The sequence below is a fragment of the Pelagimonas sp. KU-00592-HH genome (assembly GCF_040369695.1).
Taxonomy (GTDB): Bacteria; Pseudomonadota; Alphaproteobacteria; order Rhodobacterales; family Rhodobacteraceae; genus Shimia.
The window spans coordinates 105404-124101 of the sequence record NZ_BAABWM010000003.1; the positions used below are offsets into that span (position 1 = coordinate 105404).

The following is an 18698-nucleotide window of genomic DNA, read 5'->3' on the forward strand; positions in this document are numbered from 1 at the left end:
CCATGAAGCGCCTGATCTTCATGACCCTCTGTTGTCTCTCCTGCGCCGCCCCGCTTGCGGCGCAGGAGTTTACCACTTTGAAGGGCCACGGTGGTCCGGTCATGGGGCTGGACGTCGCTCCGACGGGGCAGGTGGCAAGCGCCAGTTTTGACAATTCGGTTGGCCTGTGGACCGACAGAACCCCGCTCTGGCTTGAAGGTCACGATGCGGCGGTCATCGACGTTACCTTCGCCGGCCGCGATCTCTTGCTGACGGGTGGCGATGATTTTCAGGTCATCGCCTGGCATCTCGACACGGGCGCCCATCAAACCATTGTCGAACACAAGGGCAAGGTGGCCGACATCGCCTATGATGCCAAGCGCGGTCTCATCGCCACGGCAAGCTGGGATGGCAGCATCGCCCTTCGCTTTGTCAGGACTGACGCACAAGGCCAGACCGTCTTTGACGAAGGTCCGGTACTCAAAGGACATACCGCAGGTATCAATGCCGTGGCCTTTGCCAAAGAGGGCCTGTTCTCGGCCTCCAGCGACGGCTCGATCCGCCTCTGGGACATTGCCACCGGCCAATCCCGCGCCATCGTCAAACACGGCTTCGGGGTGAATGCGCTCGTGGTGGACGCCGAAGGCGAGTGGCTAGCCTATGGCGCGGTGGACGGCGGCACACGCATCGTTGCCCCCTTTACCGGCGCAACACTTGCCGATCTCACCCTTGATCGCAGGCCAATCCTTGCCATGGCCCATCACGCGGCAAGCAACCAGCTGGCGGTGGGCGACGGGCATGGGTTCATCATGATGGTCGATACCAAGACCCGCGCCATCACCCGCGATTTCCGCGCGACCCGCCGTGGCCCGGTCTGGGCGCTGGCCTTCTCGCAGGATGGCGAAACCGTCTTTGCCGGCGGCCTTGACGATGTGGTCTATGGCTGGCCCGTGGCGCTCATGGATCGTTTTGCCCCCCAGATGGGGCAGGATCGCAGCTTTCTGCAAGCCCCCGAGACCATGCCGAATGGCGAACGCCAGTTCATGCGCAAATGTTCCATCTGCCACGCGCTGGAACCCGGTGCCTCGCGCAAGGCCGGTCCAACCCTGCATGCCCTGTTTGGCCGCCGCGCCGGTACCGTGCCGGGCTATGCCTATTCCCCGATCCTGCGGGGGTCCGAAATCATCTGGTCGGATGACACCATTGACCAGCTCTTCGACCTTGGGCCGGATCACTATATCCCGGGCTCCAAGATGCCGATGCAAAGGATCAGGTCAGCCCGGGATCGGCTTGACCTGATCGCCTTTCTCAAATCCTACACTCACCTCAAGGAACAAAAACCATGAAAGCCATGTTGACCGGTTTCGTTGCGATCATTCTAATTGCGGTAGCAGCAAACTTCGCGCTCGAGCGCGCGGGCTTTGCCTCGGCGGATGTCAATTCCGGCGATGCGGTGCGGCTTGACTAAGGATGAACATGCAAAGACCACAACAGGATGAATACGGCGAAAGCCTTGCCAATGCTTCGGTTCTCGTGATCGACGACGAACCGGGGATGCGCAACTTCCTGACCAAAATCCTGTCGCCACGCTGCAAACGCGTCGAACAGGCGGCCTCCGCTGCCGAAGCCTCGGCCATTCTGGACCGTGCCTATTTCGATCTGGTGATCCTCGACAATATCATGCCGGGCAAGACCGGGCTTGACTGGATTCGCGAGCAAAATCAGGTGGGGCTTTACTCCGATACCATCCTGATCACGGCCTATGCCGACCTTGAAACCGCGATCAAGGCCCTGCGCACGGGCGTGGCGGATTTCGTCCTCAAGCCGTTCCGCGCCAACCAGATCCTGAATGCCGTGGCCCGCGCGCTGGATCGCCAGAACCTGCGGCGCGAGAACTATCTTCTCAAACACGAACTCTCGGCCGAGGCCAATGTTGCCCGTGGTCGGCTTCTGGGCAACTCCGCAGCCATCTGCGACGCCCGCGACATGCTGAAACGTCTGGCCCCGCTGCCGACACCCGTCCTCTTCACTGGCGCGACGGGCACCGGCAAGGAGGTGGCGGCCCGCACCCTGCATTCCCTGTCTGATCGCGCGGAAAAACCCTTTGTCGCCGTCAACTGCGCGGCCATTTCACCGGATCGCATGGCGCAGGAACTCTTTGGCGTGATCGACGAGCAGGACCGTCGCCGCGATGGCCTTTTCCTGCACGCGGAAGGGGGCACCCTGTTCCTTGATGAAGTGGTGCAGATGCCCGATCAGGTACAGGCGGCGCTGCTGCGGGTGCTTGAAGATCAACGCGTGCGTCCTGTCGGGGCGGAACGTGATATCCCTCTCAACCTGCGCTTTCTGTTCGCCACCAACGCCGATCTTGAAAAAGCGGTCGAGGAAGGAAGCTTCCGCGCCGATCTCTATCACAGGATCAACGTGGTGACGATCGACATGCCACCACTGCGAGACCGGTCCGAGGATATCGTCGAACTGGCGGCGCTGTTCATCCAGCAGTTCGCCACAACCCTTGGCCTGCCCGCACTGGAACTGGACGAGGAAACCCTTCTCAAGTTCTCGCGCTATGACTGGCCCGGCAACGTGCGCGAATTGCGCAACCTGATCGAACGCTCCGTCATCCTCGGGGCCGTTCCTGACAAGTTCTCGGGCAGTGGCCAGATCACCGGCGTGCAGGCGATGGAGAACCTTGATCTCGTGGTACAACGCCACATCATGCACATCCTTGATGAATGCGACGGCAACCGCGCCGAAGCGGCCCGTCGTCTCGGCGTGTCGCGCAAGACAATCGACCGCAAATGCGCCTCGTGGGGGGTTTAGACCTGCTCTGCCGGTAGCCAGACCGAGAATTCGGCGCCACCCGCATCGCGGTTGGTGGCGCTGATCAGCCCGCCATAACGCTGGATCAGCGTCTGGCTGATCGACAGGCCCAGTCCGGTGCCTTCGGCAAGCTTGGTGGTGAAGAACGGATCAAACACCGTGTCCAGCAAATCACCGGGAATGCCCGGGCCGGTGTCGGCCACACGCAGGCAGGCGCCCTCGATCCCCTCGCGGGTCTCGGTTCCGATCGCAACCGTCAGGGTGCCGTCCTCGCCCATCGCATGGGCGGCGTTGACGATGATATTCACGATCACCTGCTGCAATTCGCCGGGATTGATGCGCACCAGCGGCGCATCTGAAAACGACCGCTCAACCGCGATATTGGTCTTGGACAGAACGTGGTCGACCAGCACCAGACAATCCTCGGTGACCATCGCAATATCGATGCTTTCCTCAAACGTGCCAAACTCGGTTGGTCGCGCGAACTGAAGCAATTTGCCGACAATCGCTTCGATCCGCTGGACCTGCTGATCAATCAGGGCAAGTTCCGTTGCAACGTCGTCACTGCGTTGATCCAGCGTCTGGCGGATCACGTCCACGTTGCCCTGAATAACCGCGACGGGATTGTTGATCTCATGGGCCACGCCGGCGGTGATTTCCCCGATCGACGCCAGCTTTTCCGACATCACCAGCTGTTTGAAGGTATCTTCCAGCTTCTGGTTGGCTTCCTTGAGCTGCGCGGTGCGCTGTTCAACCCGCGTGTTCAATTCACCGGCCCAGGATCGCAGCGCCTGATCGCGCTCCTGTACCTGATCCAGCAGGGTATCCAGATGTCGAGCAACCTGACCGATTTCATTGTTCGACCCGACATTGCCGTTGCGGGCAGCGAGGTCGCCGCGCTCGACCCGTGTCATGGTCTGGATCATCCGTTCCAGCGGCGAGAAAATCCCCTTGGCCATGCGCAGGAAGATCGGACCCGACAATCCAAGAAGCACAAGGAAGGCCGCGAGCATGGTGATATAGGCGGCCCGTTTGGCCGCATTGAACGGTGCTTCGAGAAACCCGACATACAACATGCCCACGCGGTTTCCGAAACTGTCGGACAGGGGCAAGTAGCCCGAAATATACCAGTCATTCACCACAAAGGCGCGATCCAGCCAGGTCTTGCCTTCGGTCAGCACCTCGTGGCGCACCGCCGCTGAAACGCGGGTGCCAAGGGCGCGCACGTCCTCGAACAGGCGCACATTGGTCGAAACGCGCACATCCTCAAGGAAAAGGGTCGCGGTGCCCTGACGCTCGCCGCCTGTGGTGGCGTTCAGATAGACCAGCGCGTTGATGGTATCGATGAAATCAAGGTTGCGGTTCAACAGGATACCACCCACCAGCACCCCGCGCTGATCCCCAAGGCCCACGGGGCTTGCGGTATGAACCACCATGCCGCGATCCTCGACCGTGCGCCGCGTCGGAACGGCCGCCACGGTTTCGATCAGGGGAACGCTGGCACGCTGGGCAAGATCATCCGACAACGCCGTCAGGTCTTCGCCAGAGAAAATATCGATTTCGGTCGAGAGGATGCCTGTAGATGCCGCGTCAATCACGGGCCATCTGCTGGCAAGAGCACGGGTTTCTTCGACGGGCAGGTAATAGAGAAAATCCAGCTCAAGCGCCTTTTTCTTCTCCATCAGATAGGTGTCGACCCGCTCGTGTCCGAACTCGAGCTGTCCAAGGAACTCGGCGGAATCCGCTACTCCTTCCACGTTTGCACCGGTCCGCGCGAGGATGCGAAACAGGTATTGTTCTGCAATCCGCAGATCACTTTGAACATTGGCGATCAGGATCTTGTCATAGTCCGCGGTCCAGCGGCTCATGCCCAGCAACAGCAGAAGCGGCATCAACACCACGAGCGGCAAAAGCGCCAGCGTCAAGAGACGGAGGCGGACCGACTTCACGCGGGAAATCCTTTTGCTTTCGGGCACATGGGAAGAGTGTAGGGAAGGGGCCGCCATATTGCAATTCTGGCGTCACAGCACATCCAGCGAGACTTTGACCCGATCCATCACGACAGCGGTGGTAAATCGGCTGACGTTGGATTCATCAAAGAAATGGCGTTGGGTAAAGGCCTCGTATTCCTTGATATTTTCCACCGCGAGGATCATCACGAAATCTGCCTCGCCAGTGGTATAGTAGCACTGCTGCACTTCCGGAGCCTGCCGCATCTTGCGCTTGAAGGCGTCCAGATGTGCACGGCTTTCCCGTTCCAGAATGACCTCGACGATGATGGTCATTTCCCGCCCAAGGGCACCGGGCGACAGGACCGCGATTTCCTTTTCGATCACGCCGCTTTCGCGCAGCCTTTTCAACCGCTTCTGAACGGCCGCAGGCGACAGGTGGACCTCCTGGCTGATCACATCGGCGGTCAGGCGGGCATTGCCCTGAACAAGGCGAAGAATTTCGAGGTCTTTGTCATCCATGCTCGGAAAATCGTCGCCATCGACAGAATTTGCAATCAAATTTCTCGCACCTCGCGCGATATTCGCGCACCATCCGACGGTGCTTGCCGTACCTTAAGCCGGAAAGGAGACCCCATGCCCCAAAGCCACACGCACCTTGTCGAGATCAGGCATGATCTGCACCGCCATCCCGAACTTGGGATGCAGGAAGCGCGCACCAAGACCTTTGTTGCCGGTTTCCTGCGCGATCTGGGGCTCGAGGTTCACGAGGGCGCAGGTGTTGTCGGCATCCTGCGCGCCGGCACCGGCAATCGCGCCATCGGCCTTCGCGCCGACATGGATGCCTTGCCAATCACCGAGCAAAGCACCCATGACTACGTCTCGCAGAACACCGGCGTCATGCACGCCTGCGGCCACGACGGCCACACCACCATGCTTCTTGGCGCTGCGGCAGACCTCGCCGCGACGCGGGATTTTGACGGCACGGTGGTCTTTCTGTTCCAACCCGACGAGGAAACCGGCCACGGCGCCAAGGCGATGATCGACGAAGGTGTGCTCGAACGCTTCCCCGTGGAAGAGGTCTACGCCATCCACAACCTGCCGGGCGCGCCCGTGGGCCAGATTTCCACCCGTCCCGGCCTGATCTGCAGCAGCGAAAGCCTGTTCGAGATCACGATCACGGGGCAGGGGGGGCATTCCTCCATGCCGCAGGTCGGGGTCGATGCGATCACCGTCGGCGCGGAAATGGTGCAGGCCCTGCAAACCATCGTGTCCCGCAAGCTCGCACCCGGCGCTGGCGTGGTGGTCTCGATCACCGAGTTTCTGACCAACGGCCAGCGCAACGTGCTGCCGGGGCAGGCGGTCCTCAAGGGGGACGTGCGGGCGCGATCTCCCGAGGATCGCGCGCAGGTCGAAACCTTCATGCGCCAGATCACTTCGGGCATTGCCGCAGCGCACGGTGTGACGGTTGAGGTGAGTTTCGTTACCGAATTCGTGGAATCCATGAACGCCACCGCTCCGGTCGAGGCCGTCGCCCGCGTCGGCACCGCGCTTGGCCACGACACCATCGCCGACCGCCCTCCGATGAGCTTTTCCGAGGACTTCGGCCAGTTCAGCGCCGCCGTGCCCGGCTGTTTCCTCTTGATGGGCAACGGCACCGACGGGCCGCAGGGGCGGCCGCTGCACTCTGACGACTATGATTTCAACGACGCGCTCTTGCCCCTCGGGGCGGCGTTTTGGGCCGCGCTCGTGCGCGACCGCCTGCCAACTGACAAGAAAGGCTGAGCATCATGCACCCCGCATTCCAAACCGCTCATATCGACCATGTTGCCACGACGCCGAAGGGCGGTGATGCGGCGCAACGTGTCCTGTCGTCGGATGATTTCGCCCGCTCCTGGCAGGAAATCACCTCGTGGCAGGGGTATGCCCCGTCGCCCCTGGCATCGCTCGACGGTCTTGCCCGCGAAATCGGCGTGGGGGCCATCCTTTACAAACACGAAGGCCCGCGGTTCGGCCTCGGCAGCTTCAAGGCGCTTGGCGGTGCTTACGCCGCGCTACGGGTTCTCCAGCGTCAGGTCTCCGAGACGCTGGGCAAAGAGGTATCCCTTGCCGACATCCGCGCCGGACACCATGCCGAGACCTGTGCAGGGATCACCTTGGTGTCGGCAACCGATGGCAACCACGGACGGTCTCTCGCCTGGGGATGCCAGCGTTTCGGAGCGCCCTGTCGCATCTACATCCACGCCGAAGTCAGCGAAGGCCGCGCAAAGGCCATGCGCGATCTTGGGGCCGAGGTCATCCGGATTGACGGCGACTACGACGCCTCGGTTGCCCTCGCGCGGGATGAGGCCGAAGCCAACGGCTGGTTCGTGGTGTCCGACACCTCCTGGGAGGGCTACAGCGAGCCTCCACGCGACGTGATGGCAGGCTATGGCGTGATGACCCGCGAGGCTTGCGAAGCCATGGATCAGGCCCCGACCCATGTCTTCCTGCAAGGTGGCGTCGGCGGTCTGGCGGCCTCTGTGGCTGCGGGCCTGCGCCAATACTGGGGCGCGGATGCCCCCCGCGTGGTCGTGGTTGAACCTGAACTGGCCGCCTGCCTTTACGCCAGCGCAAAGGCCGGGGAGATGCGGGATGTACAGATTGCCGAGGAAACCATCATGGCGGGCCTCTCCTGCGGGGAACCCTCGCCAATGGCTTGGGAAATCCTTGAGGATGAAGCCTCCAACTACCTCACCATCCCCGACAGCATCGTCGCCCCCACGGTGCGTATGCTGGCCCATGCCCCCTATGGCGATGGTGCGCTGGAAGCCGGGGAAAGCGCCGTCGCGGGGCTCGCGGCCTTGATCGCCGCCCGCCAGAACGCCAGCCTCTCTGCCGAACTGGGCCTCGATGCCACCTCCCGCGTGCTCCTGATCGGCTCCGAAGGGGTCACCGATCCCGAGATCTTTGCCCAGATCATGGCCGAGGTCGAACATGCCTGACACCCCCGCACGCGGTTTTCCCGAAGCTGAATTTGCCGCCCGCACCGCCAGGGCACAGGCGCTGATGGCAGAACAAGGGTTGGCCGGACTGTTGCTGACCACGGAGCCCGAAGTGCGCTATTTCACGGGCTTTCAAACGCTGTTCTGGCAAAGCCCGACGCGCCCGTGGTTCCTGTTCCTGCCCGCAAGCGGCAAACCCATCGCCGTGATCCCCGAAATCGGCGCGGCCCTCATGCGGCGGACGTGGATCACCGACATCCGCACCTGGAGCGCGCCCGCGCCAGAGGATGACGGCATCTCGCTTCTCACTGACCTCCTGTCACCCTTGCAAGGCGACACCATCGGCATGCTCAAGGGTCACGAAACCCATATGCGCATGCCGCTTGGCGACTATGAGCGCCTGATGGCCAACCTTCCCGGCCTGAACGTCGCGGATTGCACGGGCCTTGTCCGCGCCCTGCGCATGGTGAAATCCGAAGCCGAGATCGAAAAGCTCGCCCATATCTGCGCCCTTGGCTCGGCCACTTTTGCCCGCGTGCCCGAGATCATCCATGAAGGCATGCCCTTCGACACGGCCTTCCGCACCTTCCGCCGCGAGGCGCTGGCACAGGGTGTAGATGATGTGCCCTACCTTGTCGGGGGCGCGGCACCGGGGGGGTATGACGATGTGATCTCTCCGCCAACGGCCCGACCGCTGCAAAAGGGTGACATCCTGATGCTGGACACCGGCGCCACATGGGACGGTTACTACTGCGATTTTGACCGCAACTTCGCGATTGGCTCTGCCGATGACCTGTCCCGTCGCGCCTATGATGTCCTGTGGCGCGCCACCGAAGCCGGCCTTGCCGCCGCCCGTCCCGGCGCCACCTGCCGTGATCTGTTCAACGCCATGCAGACCGTGATCCGCGAAATGGACGATCAGGGCGGCGACGTGGGCCGCCTTGGCCACGGCCTCGGAATGCAACTCACCGAATGGCCCTCGCACGCCGCCTTTGACGAGACGGTGATCGAGGAAAACATGGTGCTCACGCTGGAACCCTCGCTTGGCTATGGCGATGGTCGTATCATGGTGCACGAGGAAAACATCGTCGTGCGGGCAGATGGTGCGCATCTGCTGACCACCCGCGCCGCACCTGACCTGCCGGTGATTTGAGGAAACCACATGTTCCGCTCCAAACCCCGCACCCCCGAGATGGACAAGGGTCGCCACCACCGCGCACGCCTTGGGTTCATCCTGATGTCGACCGACCTTGCCTTCGAGGACGATGTCTTTCGCATGGCCCCGCCGGGCGTGGGCGTGCATATTACCCGCCTGCTGACCGAGGACCACACCACCAAGGAAACGCTGGCCCGCCATATCGACACCATGGCCGACGCCGCCGCCCGCCTTCAGCCCGATGCCCGCCCCGATGTCATCAGCTACAGCTGCACCAGCGGCTCGATCGTGAATGGCGAAGACCGCGTGTTCGAGGCCATCCGCGAAGGTGCCCCGTGGACGACGCCAATGACCGTTGTGACTGGGGTTCAGGACGCGTTGCGCACGCTGGGTGCCAAGAAGATCGTTGTCGGCACGCCCTATCTTGATGAAATCAACGAGGCCGAAGCCCTGTTTCTTCAGGACAGGGGCTTTGACGTGCTCGACATTCAGGGCCTCAACCTCTCCACCGGCATTGAATTCGGACGGGTCACGCCCGCCTATTGGAAGGCCTTTGCGCTTGAGATCGACCAGCCTGACGCCGAGGCGATTTTCCTGTCCTGCACCGGTATCCGCTCGCTTGAGGTGATCGAAGAGATTGAACAGGCCGCGGGCAAGCCGGTCATCACCTCCAATCAGGCACAGTTCTGGGCCTGCCTGCGCCTTGCAGGTGTTGATGATGACTTGCAGGGGTTCGGCCAGCTGTTCACCAAGACCCGCGCCGATCTCATGGCATCACGAAACCGCTAGGTCCTTGCACTTGCCGGGGGCGCGGCCCACTGTGCCACGGCAACAGGAGGGCAGGGCATGGCGAAACTGAAGGGCATCGGGCTATTGACCGCCGTGGTGATGGTGGCCTTTTCCGCAAATTCCCTGCTGAACCGCGCCGCCTTGCTGGATGGCGGCATGGGGCCGTCGGCCTTTTCCCTGATCCGTGTCGGGGCAGGGGTCCTTACGCTGCTGATCCTGCTTGCCCTGCGGGACAAGACCCTGCCAAAGCCCATGGCCTTGAACCTGCCCGCCGTGGCCGGTCTGTCCGCCTATATGCTTGGCTTTTCCTTTGCCTACGTGTCGATGGACGCGGGCCTTGGTGCACTGATCCTCTTTGGTGGCGTGCAGATCACCATGTTCGCAGGCGCCCTGAAAGCAGGCGAACGCCCGCCGGTAAACCGCTGGCTTGGTGTGCTGATTTCACTTGGCGGTCTGGCCTATCTCGTCTGGCCCTCGGACGAGATCACCCTGTCCGGCTCCGCCTTTGCCCTTATGTCCCTCGCAGCTCTGGGGTGGGGGGCGTATTCGCTGATCGGGCGCGGCGTGTCCGATCCCCTGCAGGCAACCGCGTGGAACTTTGCCTACAGCCTGCCGGTGATGGCCCTTGCATGGCTGGCCCTTGGCACGGGCGAGCCTGTGTCCCAACACGGCATCCTTTTGGCCATTGCCTCTGGCGCAATCGCTTCGGGCTTGGGCTATGCGCTGTGGTACAGCGTGCTTCCCAACCTCGGCACGACCGTCGCGGGCCTTGCCCAACTTTCCGTCCCCGCCATCGCACTGGCGCTGGGCGCGGTATTCTTGGGCGAAGCCATAACGCTTCACGCGCTTTTGGCGGCCGGTATGATCCTTGGCGGCATCGCCTTCGGCATCGCGCGCCTGCGCTGATCATCAGGTCAGATACGAGGGCACGTCGATCCCGCTGTCGCGCAGCAACCACCGCGCCACGCGCTTGTTCAGAGGGCGCGATTTTTCAAGGCGAACGGTCGACAACCCGTGCGTCTTGCCGATCAGCCGTTTCTTGGGGACGATCTCGACCAGTTCACCCGCCGCAAGCGCCGCGTTGGCAAAGGGTAGCGCGACAAGGCCAACCCCGATCCCCATCCGGGTCAGCTGGAGTGTCGAGCCCATGGAGTTTGCCTGGATCACCCGTCCATCAAGGGCGCCGGCATAGCGTGTCGACGCTCGCCACGCGGGCCAGCTGACCCGTGGGCCTGCGCTTTCGATCAACACGCCTTGCCCCCAGTCCTCACCCACCTCATCACGATAGGCTGGTGTGCAGGCCGCGATCAGCGTCTCTCGCGCCAGCGGCACGAAGGTCGAGGACTTCGCCGCCTCGTAGGCGATCACGATATCATCCCGCTCTGCCTGGCGGCTGCTGGCCTGATAGTCGATGATCAGGTTCACTTCGAGTTCCGGAATATCCGCCATCAGCGCCGGCAGGCGCGGCGCGATCCAGTGGTCGGCGAAGGTCGGCGAATAACAACGGATCGTCACCACGTTGCGGCTCTGGCGCGAAAACATCCGCGTGGTGGTGGTCGACAGCGAATCCAGCGCCTCGTTCACATGCGGAAAATAGGCATGACCTTCGTCGGTCAGAACCACGTGCCGCCCCCGCCGCTCGAACAGCGCCGCGTTCAACGCCTCTTCCAGCTTCCTGATCTGGATCGAAATTGCCCCTTGGGTCAGGCCCAACTCGTCCGCGGCTTTGGTAAAGTTCAGGTGCCGTGCCGCGGCATCAAAAGCCGAGAGCCAGGCAAGGTTGATATTCGAATCACGAAGCATTGAATTGATCCATTAGGAATTTGTGTGATGGGCATAAAATTTACTGCCCTAGACCGGAAAAATCACGGGTTTGAGTGTGAATGTTTTGTAAAGTCTTGCGAATGGTTTGAAGACGGTCATGGCCCAAGCCCTTGAAAATAGGGCTTTGGCGGCATCAGACGCACTTCCGCGTCTAACGCAGGGTCACTTTGGACACAAAACTTTTACAAAGAATCGAAATTTCGGCGGCAAGGCGCCAACGCCTCCAATCACGCCCCTAAACCTCCCCAAGGGTAGACCCATGAAAAAAACTCTCCTGCTTTCCGCAGCCATCGCCGTTGCAAGCACCGCGGCGACTGCCGAAACCCTGCGCATCCCGCACGAACTCGGCTATGGCGGTTCGGAGTCCATCGACCCGATTTCGCCGCAGCGCTTCTACGAAGCAATCCAGAACGTCTATTCGCGCCTTGTGCGTCAAGGTGATGACGGTCGCCCCTCGGCAGATCTGGCCCTCAGCTGGGAAGCCACTCCTGACGCCAAGGAATGGACCTTCAAGCTGCGCCCCGGTGTAACCTTCCACAACGGCAACGAATTCACCGCCGAAGACGTGGCCTTCTCGCTGATGCGCACGCAGTCGGAAACCATCGACAGCCCGACCAAGGGTGTGATGGAAATCATCGACCACGTCGAAGTGGTCGATCCGCTGACGGCCAAGGTTGTTCTGAAGCAGACCCATGCGGATTTCCCGCTGCTGGTCATGGACTACCGCATCAAGATGCTCGACGCGGAAACCTGCGGCGGTGATCTGGACGCCCTGTGCGAAAGCGGTGTCGGGACCGGCCCGTTCCAGCTGACTGGCTATGATCCGCTGGGAACCACGACACTGGACCGCTTCGACAATTACTATGGCGGCGCCGCTGGCGTTGAAAAAATGGAACTGATCGCCATTGCAGATCAGGACGCGCGCGTTGCCGCCCTGCAGGCGGGCCAGATCGATTTCATCTATGCCCTGTCGGCAGAACAGGTACCGCTGTTCAAGAACAACCCGAACTTCACCGTTCAGTCGGTTCCGACCGGGCGTTGGGTTGGTCTGGTGATGAACACCACCCTCGAACCCTTCAACGATCCGCGCGTTCGCAAGGCGATCCGAATGACCGCAGACCGCGACGCACTGGGCAAACTGGTGTATGGCAAAGACGGGTTCATTACCTCCTGTGACCATCCGGTCTGGTCTGGCGATCAATACCGCGCCGAGATCGAATGTCCGCGTGACATCGAAGGAGCCAAGGCCCTGCTGGCCGAAGCGGGCTATCCGAACGGCCTGACCGTTGAACTCTTCGTTTCGGACATCTCGGAAGGTGCCGTCAAAATGGCCGAGGTCCTTCAGAACCAGGCCAAGGATGCGAGCATCACCATCGAACTGGTCCAGGCACCGTCGGACGGCTACTGGGGCGACGTGTGGATGAAAGAAGCCTTCTTCGCCACCGGTTGGTCGCAGCGTCCCGCGGACCAGATCCTGAACGAAGCCTACCGTTCGACCGCCGCCTGGAACGAGACCGCATGGAACTCGGCCGATTTCGATGCCGGTCTCGACGCTGCCCGTGGCGAACTCGATTTCGACAAACGCAAGGCGCTCTACGGCAACCTGCAAAAGGAACTGTGGGAGAACGGCGGCTCGTTCATTCCGGTTCACCTCAACACGGTACGCGCCTTCTCGTCCAAGCTGGGCGGCATCCAGCCGGTCGAGGATTTCTCGATCCGCTACGAAGACGTCACCAAGTCGGGCTCGGGGTCTTAAGACCTCGCTACTCAACTCCATCAACTTGGCGCAGCCCCACCGGGCTGCGCTCCTTTGCATCAAGGGATAGCCATGATCGCCCTGATTTTCCGCCGCTTCGGCTTTGCGGCTTTCACTATTGCCTTTGTCTCGGTCGTGATGTTCGCCGCAGTCGAGGCATTGCCGGGCAACGTCTGCACATCGTTCCTGCAACGTTTCGCCCAGGGGCCGCGTCTCGAACGCTGTATTGCACAGCAGGGACTCGATCGTCCTGCGCTTGTGCGCTACGGCGTATGGGTCGCCGGGGCGGCAAAAGGCGATTTTGGCTATTCCCTGAAAAAGCGCAAACCCATCAACGAACTGATCTGGGAGCGTTTCCGCAACACTGCCCTTCTTGGCGGGATTGCGGCGCTTCTGGCCATTCCCCTGGCCATCTTCCTGGGCATTGTCGCAGGCGTCAGGCGGGACCGACCCGCAGACCTCACCCTTTCAAGCGCTGCCATGCTTGCGATGACGATCCCCGAATTCGTGACGGCGACCGCCCTGATCTACATTTTTGCCGTGACGCTCCAGTGGTTTCCGGCGGTCACCATCGTCTCTCCCGGTGCCTCGTTGGCACAGATGCTGCCCAACATCGTACTGCCCGTCATCGTTCTGTCTGCGGTTCTAGTTGCCCACATCATGCGCATGATGCGCGCCAGCGTGATTGACGTGATGGCCTCGGACTATGTGCAGATGGCCCGCCTCAAAGGGGTGCCGGAACACCAGATCATTCGCAAACACGTCGTGCCAAACGCCATGATCCCGGCTTTGAATGTGATTGCCCTGACGATTGCGTGGCTCTTGGCGGGCGTTGTCGTGGTCGAGAAGGTCTTCAACTACCCCGGTCTCGGCACTCTCATGATTCAGGCGATCTATGACCGGGATCTGCCGATGGTACAGGCCATCGCCCTGATCTTCTCGGTGATCTACGTCGGCGTGAACCTTCTGGCCGATCTCGCTGCGCTTGCTCTCGATCCGCGCCTGCGCCGGAAAGGACACTGATATGCTGAAACTCCTGAAAACCATCGTTTCGCGCCCATCCGGGGCGATTGGTCTTGGCCTGACGGTCTTTCACATCCTGATGGCACTCTGTGCCCCCTGGATCGCACCTTTCGATTCCACGGCCCAGAACGCGGATGCCATCCTCATGGCCCCGTCCACGCAGCACTGGATGGGCACCGATACCCTCGGGCGCGACGTGTTCTCGCGCGTGTTGCACGGCGGGCGTCTCGCCATTGCCGTGACCTTTTCGGCCGCCGTGATCGCGACTCTCTGGGGCGGTTTTGCGGGCATATTCTTTGGCACGGTCGGCGGGCGGGTCGATGAATACTCGATGCGCATCGTCGATGCTTTCCTGTCGATGCCCTGGCTCCTGTTCCTTCTGCTGATCATTTCCATTGGCGGGGCAGGGCCTGTGACCATTATTCCGACCTTGGGCTTTTTCTACGGGGTTGCCGTGCTGCGCGTCATCCGCGGTGCCGCGATGCAGGTCGCCGCACGCGACTTTGTCACGGCCGCCAAAGCCCGGGGCGAGGCTCTCTGGCCGATCCTGAGCCGAGAAATGTTCCCGAACCTCTCCGACATCCTTCTGGTCGAAGGCGCGATGCGCTGGAGCTGGATGCTCCTGGCCTTCTCCTCGCTCTCGTTTCTCGGCTTCGGCGCAACACCCCCGACACCGGATTGGGGGTTGATGGTGGCCCAGGAACGCGGCCTCCTGTCGACCGCGCCTTGGGGCGTGTTCTGGCCCTGTGTTGCCTTGTCGTCGCTCATCATCGGGATCAACCTTCTGGCAGATGCCGTCGGCAAGGCCCTCGGTCTTGATCGCGCCACAGCCATCGCCGTCTGAGGAGAAACACCATGACCAAACCTCTGATCAAGATCGACGATCTCTCGCTTGGCTTCACGGCCAGGGACGGTCGGCAGGCCCCGATCCTGCGGGGTGTTTCCCTGGAACTGCGCGCTGGCGAAACCCTTGGCATCGTGGGCGAATCCGGCTCCGGCAAATCGACGGTGGCTCTGGCCATGATGGGCTACCTGAAATCCGGTCTGTCGGTCTTTCGAGGCAACGCCTTTTTCGACGGCCACGACATGTTTGCCCTGCCGGAAAAGGAACGAGCCCGCCTGCGCGGATCGTCAATTGCTCTGATCCCGCAGAACGCAGGTCAGGCCCTGACCCCGACGCTCAAGATTGGTCAACAGATCAATGAAGCGCTGAGGCTACACACCGAACTTGATGCGTCGGCCCGTGCCGGAAGGGTGATAGAACTGCTGTCACGCGTCCGCCTGCCAAGCCCCGAAGATATGGCCCTGCGCTACCCGCACGAGCTTTCCGGTGGCCAGCAGCAACGCGCAGCAGTGGCAATGGCGCTGGCGGGCAATGCCAAGGCGCTCCTGCTGGACGAGCCGACCACCGGCCTTGATGTCACCACCCAAGCCCACATCCTCGAGTTCCTTCGCCATCTGGCGCAGGAAATGGGCGTCGCCATGATCTACGTCAGCCACGATCTCGGCGTGATCGCCCGCGTCGCCGACCGTGTGGCCGTGATGTATGCCGGCCAACTTGCCGAAGAGGGCCTGACGCGAGAGGTGCTTCGCGCCCCGCAACACCCGTACACACGGGGTCTTCTTGCTTCGATCCCACGCCTGGGCGAGCCGGGCATCCCAGCGTCGATGCCCGGCGTTCCGCCTGCCGTGGGCTCCGAACTCACGACATGTGCCTTCGCAGACAGGTGCGATCAGGTCCGGCCCGAATGCCGTCAATCGGTACCGGCGCTTCTGGAAGCACCGCATGGTCGCGTGCGGTGCCTTTTCTCCAACGACCCCGGACAGCCCCGCGAGACCACGATCCGCGACCCCCAGATCAAGGACGCCCCCGCGCTTACCCTCGACCAGGTGGCGATCTCCTATTCCAAGATCGGCTGGTTTGATCGCCTGATCGGGAAAAAAGACCCAACTCCGACGGTGGAACGCGCCACTTTCGGCCTGAAGAAGGGAGAAACCCTAGGCCTCGTGGGCGAGTCCGGATCAGGCAAGTCAACCATCCTGAGAGCCATTGCCGGGCTTGTGGGCACAAAGGACGGGTCCGTTACCCTGTCAGACGGCGAAAGCCTGGCAGCCCCCGTCAACGGCCGTGATCGCGAAACCCTGCGCCGTGTCCAGATGATCTTCCAGAACGCAGATGCATCGTTGAACCCGCGCCAGACCATCGGCGAAATTCTCGCCGCGCCCTTGCGTCTCTACTTTGGTCTCAAGGGCGATGACGCCCGCAAGCGCGCCGAAGATCTCCTTGAGGCCGTCCGCCTGCCGGCGCGTTACCTCGATCGGTTCCCGGGGCAACTCTCAGGTGGGGAAAAACAACGCGTCGGAGTGGCGCGTGCCTTTGCGGCCAATCCCGAGGTGACACTCTGCGACGAGGTCACCTCTGCCCTCGACGTGTCGGTTCAGGCCGCCGCGCTTGCGCTATTGACCCGTCTGCAAAATGAGAACGGCTCGTCCTATATCTTTGTAAGCCACGATCTTGCCGTCGTGCGTGCGGTGTCGGATCGGGTAGCGGTGCTGTACCAGGGGCGGATATGTGAAATTGGCCCCTCCGCGCAGGTCTATGCGCCGCCCTATCACCCCTATACCTCGACCCTGATGGGCGCAGTTCTCGAACCGGATCCGGATACCGCGCCCGCCTTGCTTGCCAACGACATGACCGAAAAGTCTCCGCCCGCGAAGGGATGTCCGTTCCAGCGCCGCTGTCCGCGCCACATGGGGGATGTTTGCGACACCGAGGTGCCGCCTGCACGCGATCTTGGTACCGGTCACCTGATACACTGCCACATGCTGCCCAAGCAGTTGGTTCGCTCTGCTGACACCTCAGTGGATCAGGTTTCGAACGAGGCGGCAGAAAACGCAATGGCTTGAGGGACGCGCAAAGCATGATCATCTTTGATTTCGACGGGGTTCTGGCGGACTCGCTTCAAACCTGCCTGTCAGCCTGCGAGGTTGCGGCGCAACAACAGGGCCGCGAGCTGAGTTTTGACACCGGGGCCTTTGCCACGCTCGATCCTCTGACGTTCGAAGCCCTGGCAGAACGGCACCATCTGGATCCCGACAAGTTCGCGGCGGACGTGGCAACCGCCGTTTCCTCCTTCGAGACCCCGTCGCCTGTATTCGATGGCATCTTCGATGCGCTGTCCGGTTTGGCCAAAGACCACAGTCTCGCCGTGATCAGCGCCAGCCATAGTTCCGTTATTCGAACTGTCTTGGCCCAGCAGGGGATCGATGCGCTCATGAAGCACATCATCGGTGGCGATACACCGGGCCAGAAACCGGAAAAGATCGCCGCGCTTGTGGCGGATCTGCGGGACGAAAAACACGTGATGGTCGGCGATGCCTGTAGCGATATCAAGGCGGGTCGCTCGGCCGGTATCCATACCATTGCCGTGGCATGGGGCTGGCAATCTCCCGAGTTCCTCGCGGCTTTTTCGCCCGACGCCATTGTCGGCTCGCCAGCCGAGCTTGCGAATTCTTGCCGCTCTCTTCTAACCTGAGGCCCCAGACATGAAGCTCATTCACCTCACCGATCTCCATATTGCGGTAAACCGACCCGAGCCCGCGCTCGCGGGCACTGCGGACAGAACCCGTCAGGCTATTGCGGAAATCAACGCCCTGCATGGTGATGCCGAACTGTGCATCATCACCGGGGACATCGTGGCCGATCCGGATCCGGCCTCCTACGATCTCGCGCAGGACATCATTTCCGAACTGTCCATGCCGACAGTCGGCCTGTTGGGGAACCACGATGACCGCGACATGGCCCGCCGCCAACTGTCGTGTGTTGCCGAAACCAGCGATGGCTTTCTGCAACAGGCGATCCCGACATCTCGCGGCCTGTTTCTGACCCTGGACACCCTCGCAGAGGGAACCCACGCAGGCATGCTTTGCGACAAACGTCTGGAGTGGGTGTCTCAACACCTCTCTGCGCATCCTGGTCCGGTCTGGATCTTCATGCACCACGCGCCCTTCGCCACCGGCCTTGCTGCGATGGACAGCATAGGCCTTGATCGGGACGCCGCGAACAAACTTGGTGATCTGCTCACGAAACATGGCAATGTCGCGCATCTGTTCTTTGGCCATTATCATCGCCCGATGTCGGGCGTGTGGCGTGGCATCCCGTTCTCGTCTCACCGGTCCATGATGCTGCAATGCGCCCTCGATCTGGTCACCGAACACGAGGTCAACGCAATCTACGAAGAGCCGCAGTATGCCGTGGTTCTTGCCGATGATGAGCGCACCGTCGTCCACTACCACGATTTTGCGGCAAACGCCGTTCGCGAGAGCATGGGGTCCGCAAGCGGTTAGGGCAGGGACCTGACATATCCCTGTCGCAAATCCAGACTAGGACAGTCCTCGTAAGTGCGACCTTTGCG

The 18698-nt window shown here is 61.7% G+C and carries 17 protein-coding genes; 14 read left to right on the forward strand and 3 right to left on the reverse strand.

The genetic code is table 11. The features are described 5' to 3' along the window. Positions 1 to 2 precede the first annotated feature (2 nt). Genes ABWV42_RS12875 through ABWV42_RS12885 form a run of 3 tightly spaced genes read left to right on the forward strand, consistent with a single transcriptional unit; the run spans position 3 to position 2802 of the window. The gene (locus ABWV42_RS12875; RefSeq protein WP_353340496.1) at positions 3 to 1325 is read left to right on the forward strand and encodes a c-type cytochrome; all 1323 of its coding nucleotides are present in this window, start codon (positions 3 to 5) and stop codon (positions 1323 to 1325) included. Then, positions 1322 to 1447 (forward strand): hypothetical protein, encoded by a 126-nt coding sequence (locus ABWV42_RS12880; RefSeq protein ID WP_353340497.1) that lies wholly within the window; start codon positions 1322 to 1324, stop codon positions 1445 to 1447. The genes ABWV42_RS12875 and ABWV42_RS12880 overlap by 4 nt, the downstream gene beginning before the upstream one ends. Before the next feature lie 8 nt (positions 1448 to 1455). Then, positions 1456 to 2802 carry a sigma-54-dependent transcriptional regulator gene (locus tag ABWV42_RS12885; protein WP_353340498.1) on the forward strand — a complete coding sequence of 449 codons (1347 nt, stop codon included), beginning with the start codon at positions 1456 to 1458 and terminating at the stop codon, positions 2800 to 2802. Here the strand turns inward: ABWV42_RS12885 and ABWV42_RS12890 are convergent. Both ABWV42_RS12890 and ABWV42_RS12895 read right to left on the reverse strand, forming a co-directional pair. After that, a complete protein-coding gene (locus ABWV42_RS12890) occupies positions 2799 to 4751 on the reverse strand; it encodes a sensor histidine kinase (protein WP_353340499.1) in 1953 nt (650 codons plus the stop codon). The genes ABWV42_RS12885 and ABWV42_RS12890 overlap by 4 nt on opposite strands. A gap of 72 nt (positions 4752 to 4823) precedes the next feature. Beyond that, a complete protein-coding gene (locus ABWV42_RS12895; protein ID WP_255105819.1) occupies positions 4824 to 5273 on the reverse strand; it encodes an Lrp/AsnC family transcriptional regulator in 450 nt (149 codons plus the stop codon). A gap of 114 nt (positions 5274 to 5387) precedes the next feature. Here ABWV42_RS12895 and ABWV42_RS12900 point away from each other — a divergent pair, with 114 nt between their 5' ends. From ABWV42_RS12900 to ABWV42_RS12920, 5 genes are read left to right on the forward strand one after another with little or no spacing between them, the layout of a single operon-like run. Beyond that, entirely contained in the window at positions 5388 to 6536 is a 1149-nt protein-coding gene (locus ABWV42_RS12900; protein ID WP_353340500.1) for an amidohydrolase, read from the forward strand. Between the two features lie 5 nt (positions 6537 to 6541). Beyond that, the gene (locus tag ABWV42_RS12905; RefSeq protein WP_353340501.1) at positions 6542 to 7735 is read left to right on the forward strand and encodes a diaminopropionate ammonia-lyase; all 1194 of its coding nucleotides are present in this window, start codon (positions 6542 to 6544) and stop codon (positions 7733 to 7735) included. Continuing rightward, entirely contained in the window at positions 7728 to 8888 is a 1161-nt protein-coding gene (locus ABWV42_RS12910) for a M24 family metallopeptidase (RefSeq protein WP_353340502.1), read from the forward strand. The genes ABWV42_RS12905 and ABWV42_RS12910 overlap by 8 nt, the downstream gene beginning before the upstream one ends. A gap of 9 nt (positions 8889 to 8897) precedes the next feature. Continuing rightward, complete coding sequence (locus ABWV42_RS12915; protein WP_353340503.1) at positions 8898 to 9680, forward strand: maleate cis-trans isomerase family protein; 783 nt, start codon at positions 8898 to 8900, stop codon at positions 9678 to 9680. 57 nt (positions 9681 to 9737) lie between these two features. Continuing rightward, complete coding sequence (locus tag ABWV42_RS12920) at positions 9738 to 10586, forward strand: DMT family transporter (protein ID WP_353340504.1); 849 nt, start codon at positions 9738 to 9740, stop codon at positions 10584 to 10586. Between the two features lie 3 nt (positions 10587 to 10589). Here ABWV42_RS12920 and ABWV42_RS12925 read toward each other — a convergent pair whose 3' ends face one another. Beyond that, positions 10590 to 11483, reverse strand: a complete 894-nt coding sequence (locus ABWV42_RS12925; RefSeq protein ID WP_255105833.1) for a LysR family transcriptional regulator — start codon at positions 11481 to 11483, stop codon at positions 10590 to 10592. 280 nt (positions 11484 to 11763) lie between these two features. Between ABWV42_RS12925 and ABWV42_RS12930 the strand changes: the two genes are divergently transcribed. From ABWV42_RS12930 to ABWV42_RS12955, 6 genes are all read left to right on the forward strand, one after another. Then, entirely contained in the window at positions 11764 to 13260 is a 1497-nt protein-coding gene (locus tag ABWV42_RS12930; protein ID WP_353340505.1) for an ABC transporter substrate-binding protein, read from the forward strand. 72 nt (positions 13261 to 13332) lie between these two features. Then, positions 13333 to 14283, forward strand: coding sequence for an ABC transporter permease (locus ABWV42_RS12935; RefSeq protein WP_353340506.1), 951 nt, complete (start codon positions 13333 to 13335; stop codon positions 14281 to 14283). 1 nt (position 14284) lies between these two features. After that, on the forward strand, positions 14285 to 15127 hold the full coding sequence (locus ABWV42_RS12940) for an ABC transporter permease (RefSeq protein ID WP_353340507.1): 843 nt from the start codon (positions 14285 to 14287) through the stop codon (positions 15125 to 15127). Between the two features lie 11 nt (positions 15128 to 15138). Then, on the forward strand, positions 15139 to 17190 hold the full coding sequence (locus tag ABWV42_RS12945; protein ID WP_353340508.1) for a dipeptide ABC transporter ATP-binding protein: 2052 nt from the start codon (positions 15139 to 15141) through the stop codon (positions 17188 to 17190). 14 nt (positions 17191 to 17204) lie between these two features. Then, a complete protein-coding gene (locus ABWV42_RS12950; RefSeq protein ID WP_353340509.1) occupies positions 17205 to 17819 on the forward strand; it encodes an HAD family hydrolase in 615 nt (204 codons plus the stop codon). A 10-nt stretch (positions 17820 to 17829) separates the two neighbouring features. Continuing rightward, positions 17830 to 18630 carry a phosphodiesterase gene (locus ABWV42_RS12955; protein WP_353340510.1) on the forward strand — a complete coding sequence of 267 codons (801 nt, stop codon included), beginning with the start codon at positions 17830 to 17832 and terminating at the stop codon, positions 18628 to 18630. Positions 18631 to 18698 lie beyond the last annotated feature (68 nt).